The following is a 16,078-nucleotide window of genomic DNA, read 5'->3' as shown; positions in this document are numbered from 1 at the left end:
CAGCGCCTCTTTAGCAGCAGCAGTCCCAGTCGGAGTCGAGATGGTGTTGCCAGTCATTGCACACCCTTCATGCGGGGACAGCAAACGTGTCCTTCGGCGCGAAGATTTTCGCCGTTTTCAACCAGCGGCGCCCTTCGTAGGGCTCGCGGCGATGCATGAGTTGAGCGTTGTCGTAAAGGATCAAGTCCCCCATGGTCCAGTCGTGCGAATAGACCCGACTCGGGTGGAGGAGATGATCGAGCACCAGCCGCTTGAGTGTGGCGGAGCCTTCTTCCCCAAGCCCTAGGAATCCGACGGTGTTCTCGCTGACGTACGCAAAACGTCTTTGGGAGGTAGGGCTTTTCAGAAGCGCCGGCTGAGAGACTTGGGTCGCGGGAATGTTGTCATGGTCGGGCGCGGGCTCATACACAACGCGTAACGCTGCCAGCCGATCAATCAGATCAGAATCAAGCCCTGTTCTGTCGACGTCGGTGGATACGAAACTTGTCGCCCCGCCTGCCGGGGACGGGACCAGACAGTACAGGAAGGCCAGTGTCGCCGGATTCTCTCGATGTTGCTGGTCGGAGTGCCAGAAGTCCGTTGTGGTACTGGCGAACCCGATGCGCTCGCCGTCGTCGTCCCGCAGATTCGAAAGGTTCCCGATCGCCGGGAATTGCGGTGAGAGACAGACTTTTCTGGACGATTCCTCCAGACTTCCGATCCGGGTGGCGAATGCATGCAGATCGCGATCGTCCAAAGCCTGTCGCGGAAACACGAGCAGCCCCCATTCCTCAAGCAACGAGATCACGTCGGACAGCACGCGGTCGCCGATTTCATGCAGAGCAATTCCATCGACCCTGGCTCCGAACCCATGACCTAATGAAGTAGCCCTCATGAACACCCGTCTCTTCAGCCGCACCGGCAAACGCCGGTTACTAAGTGACACCAGCATCCGTGAGCCGGGCTATTTGCACATGAAAAACGAAAAATACGTTCGTAAATGTACGATCGTCACGGTCTGAGGTTGGCCAACCATCGTTGACGAGATTCGCAAGATAAGCGGGTAATCGGCCAGCTCCAAAGTCATAAAACCGCGCCCAAACCGGCTCGATCGAGATGCGCACCATCTGCTTATACGTCGACCGCACGGTGCGCTCGAACTCGGCGAGTTGGGGGCCGTCCATCGAACTCCTCGCTGCCGCGAGGTACTCATCGGTGACGCCATCGACGGTTTCCAGTGTGGCGAGGCCACGCACCAAGAGCGCCTTCGCCTCTTCGGGTGTGGAGCCGGTATCGATCGTCAATGCCACTTGCGGACGGGACGAAAGCGCGCGGGCTTTCGGGGAGGTCGGTGCCGTGGAGACAACGATGCGTTCGCCGGTCCAGTAGAACCCGACGGGGATGACCCGCGGGAAGCCATCATGTCCGTTGTAGGCGAGCCTTGCCATGGAGCCGGAAAGCAGCTTCTGGGCGTCGGGGTGGCCAAGATCCCGAGCCAGCTCTTGCTTGTTCATCACGCTCGTAGTCCTACCCGGTGCGGGCGTGCTGGATACGTGCGGACTCCCACCAAGCGTCTCGGCATTGTCCCCAACGTGACTGCTTGCGGCCTTGACGATAGGTTCTATGTACTGCCGTTGTAAGTACATGACTTCGATGAAGGATGACCGGCTGCAGCTGCGCGTCGACGCCGCCACCAAACGGCGATTGGAGGAGGCAGCCAGCGAGGCGCACCTGGGCGTCACAGCGTTCGTTCTGCAGGCCGCCAACCGCGCTGCCGACGATGCGCTTGCCGAACGGCAAAGCATCCACCTCTCCCCCGAAGCCGCGACTGCCTTTGCTGAAGCACTCAACCGTCCAGCGCAGGTGAACGAGCGGCTCGCGGCGGCGTTGCAGCGGCCGGCGAAGTTCAGCTGGCTCGACTAAGGTGCGATTCCACCCGACTCTGCTTGACCCCGACAAACACCACCGCGACGAATTCGCCCCTGGCGAAACAACTTTAGACGACTGGTTGCATCGCTATGCAGGCCAGAATCGCCGCGCCAACACCGCCGCGGTGTGGGTGATTGCCGACGCCAGCCACAGCGTCGCGTGCTACGCCACATTGTCGATGACTTCCGTCGATTGGTCCGCCAGCCCCAAACCGTTGCGCAAGGGCGCGCCATGGCAGGTTCCCGCGCTGCTGATCGGCCGACTGGCCACCGACGCTCGTGTAGCCGCACTTGGCCTTGGCCCTGAGATGGTCAAACATATCCTGGCCACTGCCGCCGAGCTGAACATCAAAGCGGCCTGCCGGGCAGTTGTCGTCACCGCACTCAACCCTGACGCGTTCCGCTGGTGGCAACGGTTCGGATTCGAACCGTTCGATGCCGACGACGTCGCAAACCTGAATCTCTACCTGTTGACCAAAGACATCGCTGCCACCTTGGCCGACCGGTAAGGGTCCATAGATCGACACCGCAGTCGAGCCGCTGTCGCGCGTGTTGCGACATCGTCTGACGACGAGGTGTACATCCTGCAGGCGATTCTGTCGATACCGTTGCTGTTATTCGAACATATCGAAAATAGTTTCGTTTCGTTTAGATAGAGGTTTGTGGTGAGCGTAGAAACGGTGGAGGCGGCAACTTTCGTCCCAGAAGAACGCGAGGAGCTTGGTCTCGTCGTTGGATTCCTCGCCGCCCATGAGCGTCGTCGCGGGTCGGCCGCTTCTCCAAGTTATGCCCTCGTTGGCGTGGAGGAACACGACCGCATCGAACTGCCGCCGACCGTGCACCAGGCACTGAGGAAGGTGGTGGCCGCGCTGTATGCCGGCAAGGCTGTGACCATTGCGCCACAAGCGATGAAGCTGACCACGCAAGAGGCGGCTGATCTGCTCGGAGTCAGCCGGCCGACGGTGGTTCGCCTGATCACCGACGGTGTGTTGCCGGCCGAACGGATCGGCAATCGTCATCGGTTGCTTCTCGATGATGTTCTGGCTTATCGGGATCAGCGCCGGAATCGTCAGTACGAGGCGTTGGCTGCCACCGCCGTCGATGTCGACACCGAGGGCGATCTCGAGGCGATTCGCCAGCAACTTCGCGAAGCCCGCCGAGTCGCGGCCCAGAGGCGACGGGCCAAGTCCTCAACCCGCTGAGCACGGCCACGAATGTTCGCTGCCCTGTTGGACACCTCGGTATTGTGGCCGAGCCTGCAGCGCGATTTTCTACTGTCGTTGGCGATCGAAGGCCTCTACCGACCATTGTGGTCGTCGGCGATCCTTGACGAGCTGCGCTACCACGAGGCACAGAAGCTCATCCGCATGGCGAGAACGCAACCCCGTTTCAGGACATGCGAATAGGGTGTCTCAAGACATCGGAATAGGCGCGTCGACCAGTTTCAGCTGGTGTCGAAGGCTCGTCTGATCATCACAATCCAGAGAAAGACTGGCTCTTCCCGTGCCACAACGGGATTCGCTTCCAATGGAATCTATCGGGAACCCGATGATTTCCATCGATTCCGGCTTATTAGCGGCTCTTCTGATTCTTCCGTGGGTCGGCTACTGATGTAACGGGGCGCACGTCGTTGTGGCTTAAGGTTTCTGGCTTGTCAAGGGTCAGGAACCAAAGGAGCTGACAACGACGTGCGCAATGTGAGGCTATGGCGTGCGCTGCTGGGTGTCGACCAGCGCACCGTGATCGAAGACATCGAGTTCGAGGAGTGTGGGGCAAAAGACGCTGACGGCGATGCGGTGGTGGTGGCTCGGGTGCGGCCGCGAAGTGGTGTGTGGCGGCGTTGTGGCCGCTGTGGACGCAAGGCGCCCTGGTATGACCGGGGTGAGGGCCGGCGTCGGTGGCGGGGCCTGGACTGGGGCACGATGCAGGTGGTGCTGGAGGCCGATGCGCCGCGGGTGAACTGCCCCACCCATGGACCGACGGTGGTGGCGGTGCCGTGGGCGCGTCACCGTGCCGGGCACACCTACGCGTTCGATGACACGGTGGCGTGGCTGGCGGTGGCGTGTTCGAAAACCGCGGTGTGTGAGTTGATGCGGGTCGCCTGGCGCACGGTGGGAGCGATCGTGGCCAGGGTGTGGAACGACACCGAGAAAAGGATCGATCGATTCAGCGGCCTGCGCCGGATCGGCATCGATGAGATCTCTTATAAGCGCCACCACAAGTACCTCACGGTGGTGGTCGACCACGACAGCGGCCGACTGGTGTGGGCCGCCCCAGGGCGTGACACCGCCACCTTGCGCCGGTTTTTCGATGCCCTGGGCCCCGAGCGGGCCGCCCAGATCACCCATGTGTCCGCCGACGCGGCGGACTGGATCACCGATGTGGTCACCGAGCGTTGCCCGACCGCGATCCGCTGCGCCGATCCGTTTCATGTGGTGGCCTGGGCCACCGAGGCACTCGATGCCGAGCGGCGCCGGGCCTGGAACGATGCGCGGGCGATCGCGCGCAGCGAGCCCAAGTGGGGTCGTGGCCGTCCCGGCAACAACACCGCGCCACGTCCAGGTCATGAACGGGCCCGCCGGCTTAAGGGTGCGCGCTATGCGCTGTGGAAGAACCCCGAAGACCTCACCGAGCGCCAGAGCGCCAAGCTGGCCTGGATCGCCAAAACCGATCCCCGGCTCTATCGCGCTTATCTGCTCAAAGAGGGACTACGCCATGTGTTTTCGGTCAAAGGCGAGGAAGGCAAGCAGGCCCTGGATCGGTGGATCTCCTGGGCGCGGCGCAGCCGCATCCCGGTGTTCGTCGAGCTGGCCAGCCGCATCGTGCGACATCGCAAGGCCATCGACGCCGCCCTCGACCATGGCCTATCGCAAGGACTGATCGAATCCACCAACACCAAGATCCGGCTGCTAACCCGCATCGCGTTCGGATTCCACCGGGGCGATTCCTCCTGCACTCGCCGCCACGTGTGGCTACTATCGCCATGTCGCCGATTCGGGAAGCGACATCTCTCGATGTAACTGAGCTGGTGGAGGTGTCGGGTGTGGTATGTGACCGTAGCGCCGGAGGCTGTGATGGCTGCGGCGTCGGACTTGGCGAATCTCGGTTCGACGATCAGCGTGGCCAATGCAGCGGCGGCAGCCCCGACCACAAGCGTGGTGGCCGCCGCCCAAGATGAGGTATCCACGGCGATCGCGGCGCTGTTCGGCGGCCATGCGCAGCAATTCCAGGCGCTCAGCGCCAAAGCTGTGGCATTTCACGACCAGTTCGTACAAGCCCTGACCGGCGGCGCGGCATCCTATGTCAAGGCTGAGGCCGCCAACTTGCTGCGGTTGATGGTCGGTGATCACGCCGGAGCATTTGGGGCGGCGGCGCTCAGTAATGCGGCGGCGGCGGCCCCGGCGGCGGATATCGGAGGAGAATTGTTAGGCCGCCTGTTCGGTGCTGGATTTAAGGCATTCGAAACGGCAGTTGAGAGCCTTGCCAGAATTGCAGGCCAACAGGCAGACGGGGCGGTCCAGACGGCGCGCTTAGCGAAGCTAGCGATGCAGACGAAGCAAATAGTAACCAACGGTGTCAAGCTCATTGCCCAGGACGGGGCGGAGCTCTATACCAACGGACAAGAACTCGTCCAATTCGGGGGGCGTTTCCCGGGCCTCTATGGGCGAGAGGCGGTTCTTAATATCTCCAACGACGCCCAGTGGCTTAGAAATGTCTGGGGGGTTGACCAGCAAACTCTGAGAAGCCTTTTGGGATCGCAGTTGCATGTCTTTGCGCGCGGCGAGGGGCTCGCCCAAAGTTATTTCCAGAAGGTCGGCAACGACATCTACCAGATCGAAACCAACGCCCAAGGCCAAATCATCCGCAGCTTCGTGACGACGGAAGCGATATTCAAGCGGTGGGTAGCCATGACCGTCAACGGCGCCCGGTCCACGGTGTTCCCAAGGCTCTAGCTGTTCCATCCACGACCGTTGTCCGCTGAGCCCGTCGAAGCCCGCCCCAATCGTCGTCGACCTGGCCACAGTTCACCGCCCACCTCAGCGGCAAGATCCGGCCCCGATTCGGGCGATGTGCGCCTCGCGGCTTAAAGCCAGCACCCTGCGTCAGCCGCGAGGCGCTGGTGCGCGAGGTCCGAATTCGCTGGGATGAGCGAACCCTCGTCGGCGCCGATTTCTTCGAACCCTCCCAGCACCACCAGCAGCGCTGGGCTACCGGGCGGGCAGGTGGATTGTGGAGGCGGTGGGCGACGTGCCGTGCGCAATTGAGGCGGTCTCGGATCTCCCCGAAACCACCGCTGAACGCTGAACTGCAAGAACTCTGGTCGGGCTGACAGGATTTGAACCTGCGACCACTTGACCCCCAGGAAGTAGCGGCAGCTTGTTTGCGCAGTTCGCACACAGTTTTCGCGACTTTAAAGCAGTGCGTACCGTGCACAGACGCGCAGGTCGTTCAGCAACGCGCATGACGTGTGGTCCCAACGTGGTCCCAACCAGCGCGACGTTGGCCGTGGTCCATTCCTTGGTGTTGTCGACGCAGCAAACGTGTCAATCCCGTTCGGGGTCAAGGAGCTTCGAGCACGAATGAACTCGCTCCAGCACCTCATCGAATGTTGGCCGTTCGCTGCCGTAATGGAACGTATCCATTGCGGTGTTGTGCTCCCGGCGAAGGTCTTTCGCGAACTCGCCGCTTGGATTGAACGCTTCGGAGGCCGCGAAGCCTCCATCGGGTATCGGATGATCGCCGCCGAAAGCCTGCGACACCTCGAATACGCTGGTGAGGATGTCGCTAACCATTACCGTGTCGGCGAGCAGCGTCGTGACAGAGGCATCCCCCAACAGCGCCCAGATGTCGTAGAACTGGCGCCCGATACGAGGCAGCCCGTGCAAGGTGGTGCGTTTGGTTGGGTCCACGACGAAGTTGTTGACCCGCAACAGCTTTTCGATGAGTGTGCGTCCTGGGTGCAGGATCGTCACGTCGAACGGCCGCAGGTCGTCCCACTGACCACCAACGAGGTCCGTCGCCCTCAGCTCCCGGTACAAAAGCGATTCGACCTGCGCTTGCAGCGCCGGTTTTGGTCCGCCGGTCTGGCCCAGTTCGACGAGAACCGATTTAGGATCAGCAAGTCCGCCTGACTGGTCGCTTTGGGTGAGAGGTAGGCCCAGCCAAGCCTCTTGCGTGGCAGTTCCCAAGTCGCCGGCCGACTTCCGGTCGCGGTACTCCACGCCAATCGCCGACGCCGCCGTATCCAGCATCGTCTTCATTGCCCGCTTGGCGGCACGAACGTTGGCGTAGTCGCCTAGGACGCTGCTGATTTAGTGGCCCGGGTTTCGGCGTGCCTGACCGGGTTTGGCGCGGGTGTGCCATGAGGATCGGTGGGTGGCGTTGGGATGTGAGAATCGGCAGGGCCGGTTCGATGACGCGATGCTTCTGGTGGGTGATCAGTTGCCCGAGGGCAGCATCTATCGGCTGTTGGCCGAGCACGGCGGCGCGCTGTTCGGCGATGACTATTTCGCCGACTTGTTCAAGGCCTCGACGCGGGGCCGCCCGACTGTGCCGGCGCGCGTGGTGGCCACGGTGATGCTGTTGCAGGCCTACGAGGGCTTGTCGGATCGGGAAGCGTGTGACCGGCTGGCTTTCGACTTGCGTTGGAAGGCCGCTGCCGGGTTGACAGTGGGGGCGGAGGCTTTTCACCCCACGGTGCTCGTTGGGATGCGCAACCGGCTGCGGAAGTCCGATCGGCCGCGGCGGTTGTTCGATGACGTCAATACCACCGCCCAAGCGGCCGGGTTGTTACGGGGACGGCGGCGGGTGTTGGATTCCACCCCGTTGTTTGATGCGGTGGCCACTCAGGACACGGTGATCCAGTTGCGGGCCGCGATCCGCAAAGTACTGTCCGTGGCTGACCGGGCCGATCCTGCGTTGGCGGGTGCGGTGCGGCAGGTGCTGACCCGCGACGATGACTACGCCAGCCTGGGTAAGCCGCCGTGCGACTGGGACGACCCGAAAGCCCGAGAGTCGCTGGTGGATGCGCTGGCCCGCGATGCCCAGGCGGCGTTGGAGGTGCTGGATGGCCGCGAGTTGGACGGGCCGCTCGCCGAAGCCGCCCAGCTGCTGGGGTTGGTGGCCGGCCAAGACGTCGAGGCCGGCGAGGATGGGGTGTTTCGTATCGCCCGGCGGGTGGCCCGGGATCGGCTGATCTCCACCGTCGATGTCGAGGCCCGCCACGGGCACAAGTCACGGGCCCGTACCTTCGACGGTTACAAAAGTCACCTCAGTGTGGATCCGGATGAGGAGCTGATCACCAATGTGGCCATCACCGCGGCCAACACCGCCGATCGCGAGGTCATCGACGAGCTGCTGAACGAACCCGTCGCGGGCGCACCTGCCGATGCCGAATCGGACGATGACGATGACGACGGTAGCGACTCACAGAATGGTTCGGGGTCCAAAGGGTTTGAGGTGTATGGGGATTCGGCCTACGCCGGCGGGGCTACGCTGGATGAGCAGACCCAGCGGGGTCATGACATGCGCGCCAAAGTGCCTCCGGTGCGCAACGCCAACGGCTATTCCAAAGACCAGTTCAGGATTGATCTGGCCGGCCGCACCGTCACCTGCCCGGCTGATCACACCGTGAGCATCCGCGCTGGTGTGCGTCACCCCGTGGCGCGCTTCGGTGTGCTGTGTCAGTCGTGTCCGTTGCGGGCGGAGTGCACGAAGTCCCGTCGGGGGCGCGTGATCAGCATTCACCCGCGGGACGCCGCGCTGCAGCACGCCAAAGCGCGCCAACGAGATCCGGCCTGGCAGCAGGACTACCGGACCTATCGGCCGGTGGTGGAACGCAAGATCAGCCACTTCACCCACCGCCCCTGGGGTGGCCGAAGAGCCCGCTGCCGCGGACACAAACGCATCCTGACCGACATCCTGGCCCGAGCCGGCGCCATCAACCTCGCCCGACTGGCCGCCCTGGGCCTACACCACGGAGCCGCGGGCTGGGCGATTGCCTGACCCCACCACCGACCGACCATCCAAGGGGTCAATTTTCAGATGCCGTCACGGGTCAGAATTCGGACGCCGTCGACGCCAACCCACCAGGGGCCATTACATCAGCGGCGTCCTAGAACGAGGAGATCGAGATCCTCGGAGAAGCGCTGAATAATTCGCAGCTTCTCCAGGCTCGTACCGCCCTTGAATACGATCTCCTCGCGGTGAGCGGTAACGATCGCGCGCAGCACCTCGCAGATCCAGTAATCCTTCTCTACTGCGAGGGGCTGCACGCCGAGCTGTTCAGCAGCGGCAACGATCGTGGCCGCGAAAATCTCTGGATCGTCCTCACGCCAAAGTGCCACGTTTAAGCAACGATCAGACCGGCCAGGGCCTTGGCTTCAACTCGCGGGTCGGCGGCCGACATCTTGTCAGCGAGATCCGCACGCCCCGCGCGGTGCAGCAGGTGGCGCAGCCGTGCACGCGCGGAACCGGATTCAGTGCCACTGGCGCCAGCGAGGCGGTCGGGGTCGATGACGCCCGAGGTGATGAGCCCCGTTAGCCGCTCCATCGCCTCGCCAGGGCCAGTCTCGATCACCCTGTCCCACCCATCGAGCACCTCCAACGCCGCCACCTCGGTCGGGTTCAGCGCTCGCTCAGCGCGACCGCGGCGAGCCGAACGGTCCACGAAATGCACCGTTGGACCGCCGGTCGGCGGGCGGCCCACCACGGCATACTCAGCGCGGCGGGGAATCTGGGTGGACAGCCGCAACGCGTTCGCTGCCGAGAGCCCCGCTGGGCCGATGCCGTTTCGCCCGACAAGTTCGGTAGCCAATGCGTCAGGCGTCGGTAGCGCCATACCCAGCGGTGTTTTGATGCCGCGCCAGTACAGCCCCTTACGGATGTGGCGCAATTCCCCCTGTGCCACCAGTTCGGCCAGCAACCGCTGTGTAGTCGACGGCGCCATGTCCATGTCGGACGTACGCCAGAACCGGTTGCGAGAAGCAAGGATGGACCGCCGGGTGGCATCCACACCGTCGCGGTCGTAATGGCCCCGTGTAATCGACATCGGCACTTCACCTCCTCGTTCTTCTGCAACATGCTACGAGAATCTCTCAATTCCTTCCCGCAACATGATACGAGAATCTCTCAATTAATGCATTCCCCTGGTTACCCGTCCATAGTCAGAACCAATGCGTCGCCCAGGCCGCGCGTGGCGGCTGATGTGGCGGACGTGGACGTGGACACCCCGTAGGACATGACGCGCCCGACTCGCCGACCGTGCGGGCACGGCTGATACCGACCTCCCGGCGCGCGGCCGCCGCTGTCCACCCCTGGGCGAGCAGCTTCAGAAACTGCTGGCGTTTGGGCGACTGCGGCCGACGGCCGGGCCCCTTCTTGACGCGGCGAGACGGTGACAACACGACCTCCACAGACTTAACAGGTGTTGCATCGATCGCTGGAAACCACCCCGTCGCTACTGGCCTAAATTGGACCGTCGTCAACACCCTGACGTAGATCGGCACCACTGGCTGCCAGCTCGGCTATCGCAATGGCTATGGAGATGTCATCCGTCCGTTCGCGGTGCTCCCAGCCGAATCTGTCTCAATGGCCACCACCGTGGCGACTTCGAAGGTAGGGCCGCGTGGCGGACCAAACTGATAGGGGCCCGCCGAGAGCGTCCCCGCTGCGGTGCCCACGAGAACCCCCACATACACGGTCATTTGTGAGGTTGTCGGGGCAAGCAGGGTTTCTGTGCCTACGCGGGGGCATAATTGGCCTGCCGGCGCGTCCGTCGGGGGCTGAACGGCTTCGTCGGTAGGTACCGACAGAGGGTGGCAACTCTGGTCGGGCTGACAGGATTTGAACCTGCGACCACTTGACCCCCAGTCAAGTGCGCTACCAAACTGCGCCACAGCCCGGTGCCACCGAAACCACCGGCGGCAGGTCGACAGCCTACCGCAGCGGCACCCCTACCCCACTACGCGACCTGCGGGCCAGCCCCCGAACCCCGGGCCCACAGCAGCGACGAGTACACCGTCCGCCCGTCGGGCAGCGTCAACTCCGACGACAGCGTCAGGCGATCCCCGTCGAGGTCGCTGTGCCGCAGATGGAACTGGCCCAGGTAATTCGGTACCAGCGAAAGCTTGGCCTCATGCCGGATATCACCGGAAGCCTCGTCCACGAAGTACCGCCCGCTGTAGGCGAGGTATCCCAGCGCAGCGGCCGCGGCCTGCTCGGGGGTCCCGCCGCTGGCCACCGGCCGGTCGTAGTCCGGCCGGCCCGATGACTGGATCTGCGCCGACATGTAGCCGTCGGAGGTGTACATGATCAAACCTTGCGCATCTTTACCGTGCGGGTATCGCACCGGGCCGTCAGCACTGTCCCGCTCCACGTAGGACACCAGCTCCCAGGCTCCAACTAGCTTGTCACGCAACGATTCTGCCATCTTAAACCTCCGTCGTTCCAAACCAAGCGTTCACCTTGTCGACCCACGCCAGCAGCGCCTGCGCCAACTCCCCCTCGTGGCCGTAGAACCGCTGCGCCGGAACCGGCACGCTGATGGCGACCAACTGCGAACCCACCCCTTGCAGCACCGCACCCACCGCACAGATGCCCTCGGTTTGCTCCTCCCGGTCATAGGCGACGCCTTCCACCCGAATGCGATCGAGCTCCTCACGCAACTCCGCGATGCTCGCGACGGTGTTTGCGGTCAACGGCACCAGCCGGCCGGGCAGCGCCTGCGCCAGGCGATCGGGCGGCAGCGCCGCCAACATCGCCTTGCCGTTGGCGCAGCAGTACAGCGGGAACGACTCGCCCACCGCGCTCATGGCCCGCAGACGGCGCGGCGGAACCACCTGGTCGATGAAGTCGGCCCGATCCCCGTCCAGAATCGACAGGTCCACGGTTTCCTCCAGCTCACGCGACAGCTGGGTCAAGAAGGGGTGCATGTCGGTCACGACGCCGAGGCGAACCGTAGCAGCCATGCGCGCGATCTCCGGGCCAAGCCGGTAGGGCCCGCGGGACCCGCGCGAGGCCACCAAGCCCTCGTCCTCCAGTGCATTGAGAATGCGGCTCACCGTTGAGCGAGCCATCCCCACCCGCTCTCCGATCTCGGACTGGCTAAGTCCACCGGGGTGTGCCTGCAGCACCCGCAACAGCTCGGCCGCGCGGGCAATGACTTGGACGCCGCCACTGCGGTCTTCGGGGTTGATGCTCACCGCTGAGCTCCTCTCATGATCGGCCGGGCAAGCACAGCAGCGCCTCGGCTTCCTCAACAGACGCGACAGGCAAGTCCAAGGCTTCGGCAAGGCGCATCGTGCGCTGCACAAGGGCCAGATTGCTCGGCGCCAGCTCGCCCTTGCGCAGGTACAAGGTGTCCTCGAGCCCCACGCGCGCATTGCCGCCCAGGGCAAGCCCCATCGCAGTCAGCTCCAGGTTGGCCCGCCCGATCGCAATGACTTGCCACACCGCGCCAGGCGGCAGCCGGCGCACCATCGTGAGCAGATTGTCGGCGGTGGCGGCCATTCCACCCCGCACACCGAGCACGATGCTGAACTGCAATGGTTCGGCCAGCAGACCTTCCTCCCACAGCCGCAGGCACGCATCCAGATGTCCGGTGTCGTAAATCTCGAGTTCCGGTTTGATGTCCAGTTCGCGCATCCGCGCCGCCAGCCGCCGGACGGCATCCGGCGGGTTGCGAAACTCACCGGCCCCGAAGCTCATTGAGCACGGGTTGAGGGTGGCCATCCGCGGCCTTAGCTCGACCAGTTTCTCGCGCTCCTCGAACGGCACCGTCAGGCCCACGCCGGTGGACATTTGCACCAGGATTGGGCATCGTTCGCTAATGAGATCCATGGCCCGCCGTGCTACACCGAGATCCGCTGTGGGCCTTTCATTTTCGTCCCGCAAGTGGATGTGCGCCACGGAGGCGCCGGCGTCATAGGCCTGTTCAACGGCGGCCGTGATTTCCTCTGGAGTCGTGGGCAGCGCCGGGTTGTCCGCCTTGGTGGCAATGGGCCCGGTTGGGGCGACGGTGACGATGACGCTCATAGCCAGCGCACCTGCGGGTGTGCGACGCTGACCATCAACAGCGCCTCTTGATTCGAGCGGTTACGTACGGACCGCACCTCACCTTTGGCGAGGTGCAAGCTGTCCAGCCGGCCCAACACCGTCTCGCCCCCGTCAATGGTAACGACCAGCTCACCGTCGAGGACGACGTACACGGTTTCCTCGCCGGTTGGCGCCTTCTCCACGAATCCGCCTGGGTTGTAACACGATACGCCGACCCAGAATCGATCCGTATACCCCGCTTCGAGCCCCTGAAGTCGCTTCGTGCACACGCCTTGGTGCCCCGGCGCCACGTACGGTGGGGCTTCGTCCGCGCGAGTCACGTTCATGGTCAGGCCGCCTTTCCCGTCTCGATTCGGTAGGTGCCGGCTGGATCGACGATCGCCACCAGCCGCACGATGCAGCCGTCGCCGCCGACCCAGCGCCACGGGAACGCGGCGAAGGTGACGCGCTTGCCGGTCACCTTGTCCAGATCGCCGCCGACGTTTTCAAACCCGTAGATGCCCTTGGAGAGAATGGCCCGGTGGCAGGGCTCCCACTCGGGGAAGTCGTCGAGCACCCTGCGCCCGGTCTGTTCTTCGTATTCGCGTACCGCCCAAGGCAACAGGCCGCCCTGCGCTTCCGCGGGACCGTGCGGGGCGATGGCAGTGGCCAGCGGGTGGTCCAGGGCCTGGGTGTCGGTGCCGACGGCTTTAACCCCTTTGGCCGCAAACCATTCGCCGGCTTCCTTGTAGAAGCCCGGCGAGTAGGCGTAGTACTCGGCGCTGTCGGCATACTTGTGGTGCCAGCCGGTGTTGACGATGACGATGTCGCCGGGCCGGATCTCCGGTGCGGCCTTTTCGAGGTCCTCGGGGGTGACGACCTCCCACTTGTTCTTCGGGATGGAGACGACGACGCCGGTGCCGAAGAAGGCACTCAGCGGGATCTCCTCCAGGAACGGCGTGCCTTCGACTACGTGCGCGGGCGCGTCGATGTGAGTGCCGGAATGCATTACGGTGGTGATCTTTTGGGTGAGCACCCGGCTTTTGGCCATGCCGTGCAGCCGCTCGATCTTGACGTCTTCGAAGTACGGCCAGGCGGGCACACCAAGCCCCCAGGGGTGCGATAGGTCGTAGAACTCCAGCTGCGACTCGGCTTTACCGAGTGGCCAAGTGAAACTCATGGCTATGTCTCCTTTCTGCTGTCCAGCTGCGCGGCGATGTGCTCGGCAAGTCGCGCGGCGGTGGCCTCGCGGGCCCCCGCGGGCCAGTCGAGGAAGCCGCGACCGGTGCGCGCACCGAGTTGTCCGTCTGCGACCAGTTCACGCAGCAGCGGGCTGGGGTGCGGATCGTGGTTGAGGCTGGGCACTACCGCGTCGTGAATGGCCAGGGTGAGGTCCAAGCCGATGTAGTCGGCGTTTTCCAGCGGGCCAAGAGTACCCAGTCGCAGCCCAATTGTGTTGCGTACCACTAGGTCTACGGTCTTCGCGTCGCATACTCCTTCGGCTACCAGCGCCATCGCCTCGCGCCACAACGCATGCTGCAGGCGGTTGCCGATAAAGCCCGGGACATCGCGCCCGACGCGCACCGGGAGCTTGCCGGCATCGGTCAACAGGGCCACGACGCGCTCTGTGGTCTCCGGCGCGGTTCGCGTGCTGGGTATCACCTCGACGACCGGGATGAGATCCGGCGGGTTCCAAAAGTGTGTCCCGATCACGCGACTGCCGTCGTCGACCCGCTCACCGACGCCGCCAATCGGAAGCACCGACGTGTTGGTAGCCAGCACCGCCCCGGGCGCCAGCGCGGCCAGTCGCTCGAAGAGTTCTTGCTTAATCGGCAGGTTTTCGACGATGGCCTCAATAACGAGGTCGGCGTGCTGTACCGCGGCTGCCAGGTCCGCAACGGCCGTGACCGAACCCCGTCCGGCGCCCGCCACCCCGGAAGCCTCCATGGCCGCAGCGTCAAGGATTTCGGCATTGGTGTCGGTGACGACGACATCCAGGCCCGCCGACGCCAGAACGCCGGCGATCCGCCGACCCATCAGGCCGGCGCCGACGACGGCCGCACGGGAAAACCCGTGCGGACTCAGCATGCGGTATACCCCCCGTCCAGATACATCACCTGGCCGGTATAGAAGCTGGACGCGTCGCTGAGCAGATAGATCAGCGGGCCGACGAAGTCTTCGGGCTCGGCGAAGCGGCGCAACGGAATTCGGGCAAACATCGCCTCCCGGGTCACCCGCGCCTTCGCGTCGTCGGCGTACATCCACTCGGTCAACTCGGACCGGAAAACCGTTGGGGCAAGCGCGTTTACCCGGATACCGGCCGCACCCCACTCGGCGGCCAGGCTTTTCGCCAGCAGATCGGTGCCAGCCTTCGATGGGCAGTATGCGCTATAACCGGCGTTGTGTCCCAGCGACCCGCGAACAGACGACACGAGAACCACGCTGCCGCCCTGACCCTGCTCGAGCAGAACCCTTCCGGCCGCCTGACACACCAGCCACGCGCCGCGCAGGTTGGCGTCGATCACCTTGTCGAAGTCTTCGACACCCATCTCGGTGATGGGCTGCACGTGGTTCATGCCCGAAGCCACCAGCACCCCATCGAGACGACCGTGGCGGGCGACCGCCGCCTCGACCATGGCCCGCGCGTCGGCCGGGGTGTCGGGCCGGCGCGTAACGACGGCGGCGTCTTCGATGCTGGCGTCGTCGACCAGCTCGGCCAGTACCGCGGCGTTGCCGCCTGCCAGGGTCAGCCGGGCCCCCGCGTCGGCCAGCGCCCGGGCGGCCGCGCTGCCCAGCGACCCGGTCGCGCCGGTGATCAGGATCGACTTGTCTTGCACGCTGAATCGCGTCATGGCCATGCTGGGCGCCCGCTGCGTCATCGTCATGATCTTTACCTTTTCCCGCGATACAGGCATATTCACCCGTATTATGAGAATAATAAGATGGCCATCGGTCAAAATCAACGACGCATCCTGTGATGTAGGTGTAAATGTCTGCATCGTGGGAGTATTGACAGTTCGCTATGTCAGGCTGCTCAGAACCCGGATGACCGGGTCGAACGACCACAGGCGAGGGAGCACCGACGGCGATACGCTAGTCATTTACTGCGGTCGATGATGACCGAGTGGGAGAGTACT

General features: G+C 63.9%; 17 protein-coding genes, 1 tRNA gene and 3 pseudogenes. 7 read left to right on the top strand and 14 right to left on the bottom strand.

What is annotated here, in order from left to right:
• Window positions 1-67 precede the first annotated feature (67 nt).
• Both AADZ78_RS12695 and AADZ78_RS12690 read right to left on the bottom strand, forming a co-directional pair.
• Complete coding sequence (locus tag AADZ78_RS12695; protein ID WP_085250783.1) at window positions 68-931, bottom strand: TauD/TfdA dioxygenase family protein; 864 nt, start codon at window positions 929-931, stop codon at window positions 68-70.
• A complete protein-coding gene (locus AADZ78_RS12690) occupies window positions 915-1,493 on the bottom strand; it encodes a pyridoxamine 5'-phosphate oxidase family protein (protein WP_085250782.1) in 579 nt (192 codons plus the stop codon). Before AADZ78_RS12690 ends, AADZ78_RS12695 begins: the two co-directional genes overlap by 17 nt.
• A gap of 139 nt (window positions 1,494-1,632) precedes the next feature.
• Between AADZ78_RS12690 and AADZ78_RS12685 the strand changes: the two genes are divergently transcribed.
• From AADZ78_RS12685 to AADZ78_RS12660, 6 genes and pseudogenes are all read left to right on the top strand, one after another.
• The gene (locus tag AADZ78_RS12685) at window positions 1,633-1,902 is read left to right on the top strand and encodes a DUF1778 domain-containing protein (RefSeq protein ID WP_085250806.1); all 270 of its coding nucleotides are present in this window, start codon (window positions 1,633-1,635) and stop codon (window positions 1,900-1,902) included.
• Between the two features lies 1 nt (window position 1,903).
• Window positions 1,904-2,416: a GNAT family N-acetyltransferase gene (locus AADZ78_RS12680; protein WP_085250781.1), complete on the top strand. Its 513-nt coding sequence runs from the start codon at window positions 1,904-1,906 to the stop codon at window positions 2,414-2,416.
• A 156-nt stretch (window positions 2,417-2,572) separates the two neighbouring features.
• Window positions 2,573-3,109, top strand: a complete 537-nt coding sequence (locus tag AADZ78_RS12675; RefSeq protein ID WP_085250805.1) for a helix-turn-helix domain-containing protein — start codon at window positions 2,573-2,575, stop codon at window positions 3,107-3,109.
• 12 nt (window positions 3,110-3,121) lie between these two features.
• Window positions 3,122-3,271 (top strand): annotated as a pseudogene (locus AADZ78_RS12670) (PIN domain-containing protein); the annotation flags it as partial.
• 324 nt (window positions 3,272-3,595) lie between these two features.
• Window positions 3,596-4,840, top strand: a pseudogene (locus AADZ78_RS12665) (ISL3 family transposase); the annotation flags it as partial.
• Window positions 4,841-4,948: 108 nt separating this feature from the next.
• On the top strand, window positions 4,949-5,860 hold the full coding sequence (locus tag AADZ78_RS12660; protein ID WP_085250779.1) for a PE family protein: 912 nt from the start codon (window positions 4,949-4,951) through the stop codon (window positions 5,858-5,860).
• A 591-nt stretch (window positions 5,861-6,451) separates the two neighbouring features.
• Here the strand turns inward: AADZ78_RS12660 and AADZ78_RS12655 are convergent.
• On the bottom strand, window positions 6,452-7,168 hold the full coding sequence (locus tag AADZ78_RS12655) for a nucleotidyl transferase AbiEii/AbiGii toxin family protein (protein WP_239656739.1): 717 nt from the start codon (window positions 7,166-7,168) through the stop codon (window positions 6,452-6,454).
• A 115-nt stretch (window positions 7,169-7,283) separates the two neighbouring features.
• On the opposite strand from AADZ78_RS12655, the gene AADZ78_RS12650 reads away from it, so the two are divergent.
• Window positions 7,284-8,912, top strand: coding sequence for a transposase (locus tag AADZ78_RS12650; RefSeq protein ID WP_204903411.1), 1,629 nt, complete (start codon window positions 7,284-7,286; stop codon window positions 8,910-8,912).
• Between the two features lie 98 nt (window positions 8,913-9,010).
• Here the strand turns inward: AADZ78_RS12650 and AADZ78_RS12645 are convergent, their stop codons facing one another.
• The 11 genes and pseudogenes from AADZ78_RS12645 to AADZ78_RS12600 form a co-directional block, all read right to left on the bottom strand.
• A complete protein-coding gene (locus tag AADZ78_RS12645; protein WP_239656740.1) occupies window positions 9,011-9,253 on the bottom strand; it encodes a nucleotidyl transferase AbiEii/AbiGii toxin family protein in 243 nt (80 codons plus the stop codon).
• Between the two features lie 2 nt (window positions 9,254-9,255).
• On the bottom strand, window positions 9,256-9,957 hold the full coding sequence (locus tag AADZ78_RS12640; RefSeq protein ID WP_239655176.1) for a hypothetical protein: 702 nt from the start codon (window positions 9,955-9,957) through the stop codon (window positions 9,256-9,258).
• A gap of 217 nt (window positions 9,958-10,174) precedes the next feature.
• Window positions 10,175-10,312, bottom strand: a pseudogene (locus AADZ78_RS29035) (IS30 family transposase); the annotation flags it as partial.
• Window positions 10,313-10,733: 421 nt separating this feature from the next.
• A tRNA-Pro gene (locus AADZ78_RS12635) sits at window positions 10,734-10,810 on the bottom strand.
• Window positions 10,811-10,869: 59 nt separating this feature from the next.
• Window positions 10,870-11,337 carry a lipocalin-like domain-containing protein gene (locus AADZ78_RS12630; RefSeq protein WP_085252292.1) on the bottom strand — a complete coding sequence of 156 codons (468 nt, stop codon included), beginning with the start codon at window positions 11,335-11,337 and terminating at the stop codon, window positions 10,870-10,872.
• 1 nt (window position 11,338) lies between these two features.
• Entirely contained in the window at window positions 11,339-12,109 is a 771-nt protein-coding gene (locus AADZ78_RS12625; RefSeq protein ID WP_085252291.1) for an IclR family transcriptional regulator, read from the bottom strand.
• 13 nt (window positions 12,110-12,122) lie between these two features.
• A complete protein-coding gene (locus tag AADZ78_RS12620) occupies window positions 12,123-12,941 on the bottom strand; it encodes a 3-keto-5-aminohexanoate cleavage protein (RefSeq protein ID WP_085252290.1) in 819 nt (272 codons plus the stop codon).
• On the bottom strand, window positions 12,938-13,288 hold the full coding sequence (locus AADZ78_RS12615; protein WP_085252289.1) for a cupin domain-containing protein: 351 nt from the start codon (window positions 13,286-13,288) through the stop codon (window positions 12,938-12,940). The genes AADZ78_RS12620 and AADZ78_RS12615 overlap by 4 nt, the downstream gene beginning before the upstream one ends.
• A gap of 2 nt (window positions 13,289-13,290) precedes the next feature.
• Window positions 13,291-14,121, bottom strand: a complete 831-nt coding sequence (locus AADZ78_RS12610) for a cyclase family protein (RefSeq protein ID WP_085252288.1) — start codon at window positions 14,119-14,121, stop codon at window positions 13,291-13,293.
• Between the two features lie 2 nt (window positions 14,122-14,123).
• Window positions 14,124-15,029, bottom strand: coding sequence for a 3-hydroxyacyl-CoA dehydrogenase family protein (locus AADZ78_RS12605; protein ID WP_085252287.1), 906 nt, complete (start codon window positions 15,027-15,029; stop codon window positions 14,124-14,126).
• Window positions 15,023-15,826 (bottom strand): SDR family NAD(P)-dependent oxidoreductase, encoded by an 804-nt coding sequence (locus AADZ78_RS12600; protein WP_085252295.1) that lies wholly within the window; start codon window positions 15,824-15,826, stop codon window positions 15,023-15,025. The genes AADZ78_RS12605 and AADZ78_RS12600 overlap by 7 nt, the downstream gene beginning before the upstream one ends.
• Window positions 15,827-16,078: the final 252 nt, after the last annotated feature.

Origin of the sequence: Mycobacterium riyadhense (assembly GCF_963853645.1) — a bacterium.
In the GTDB taxonomy this organism is placed as follows: domain Bacteria; phylum Actinomycetota; class Actinomycetes; order Mycobacteriales; family Mycobacteriaceae; genus Mycobacterium; species Mycobacterium riyadhense.
Note: the sequence above shows the minus strand (reverse complement) of the source record. Positions and strands in the feature narration are given on the sequence as shown.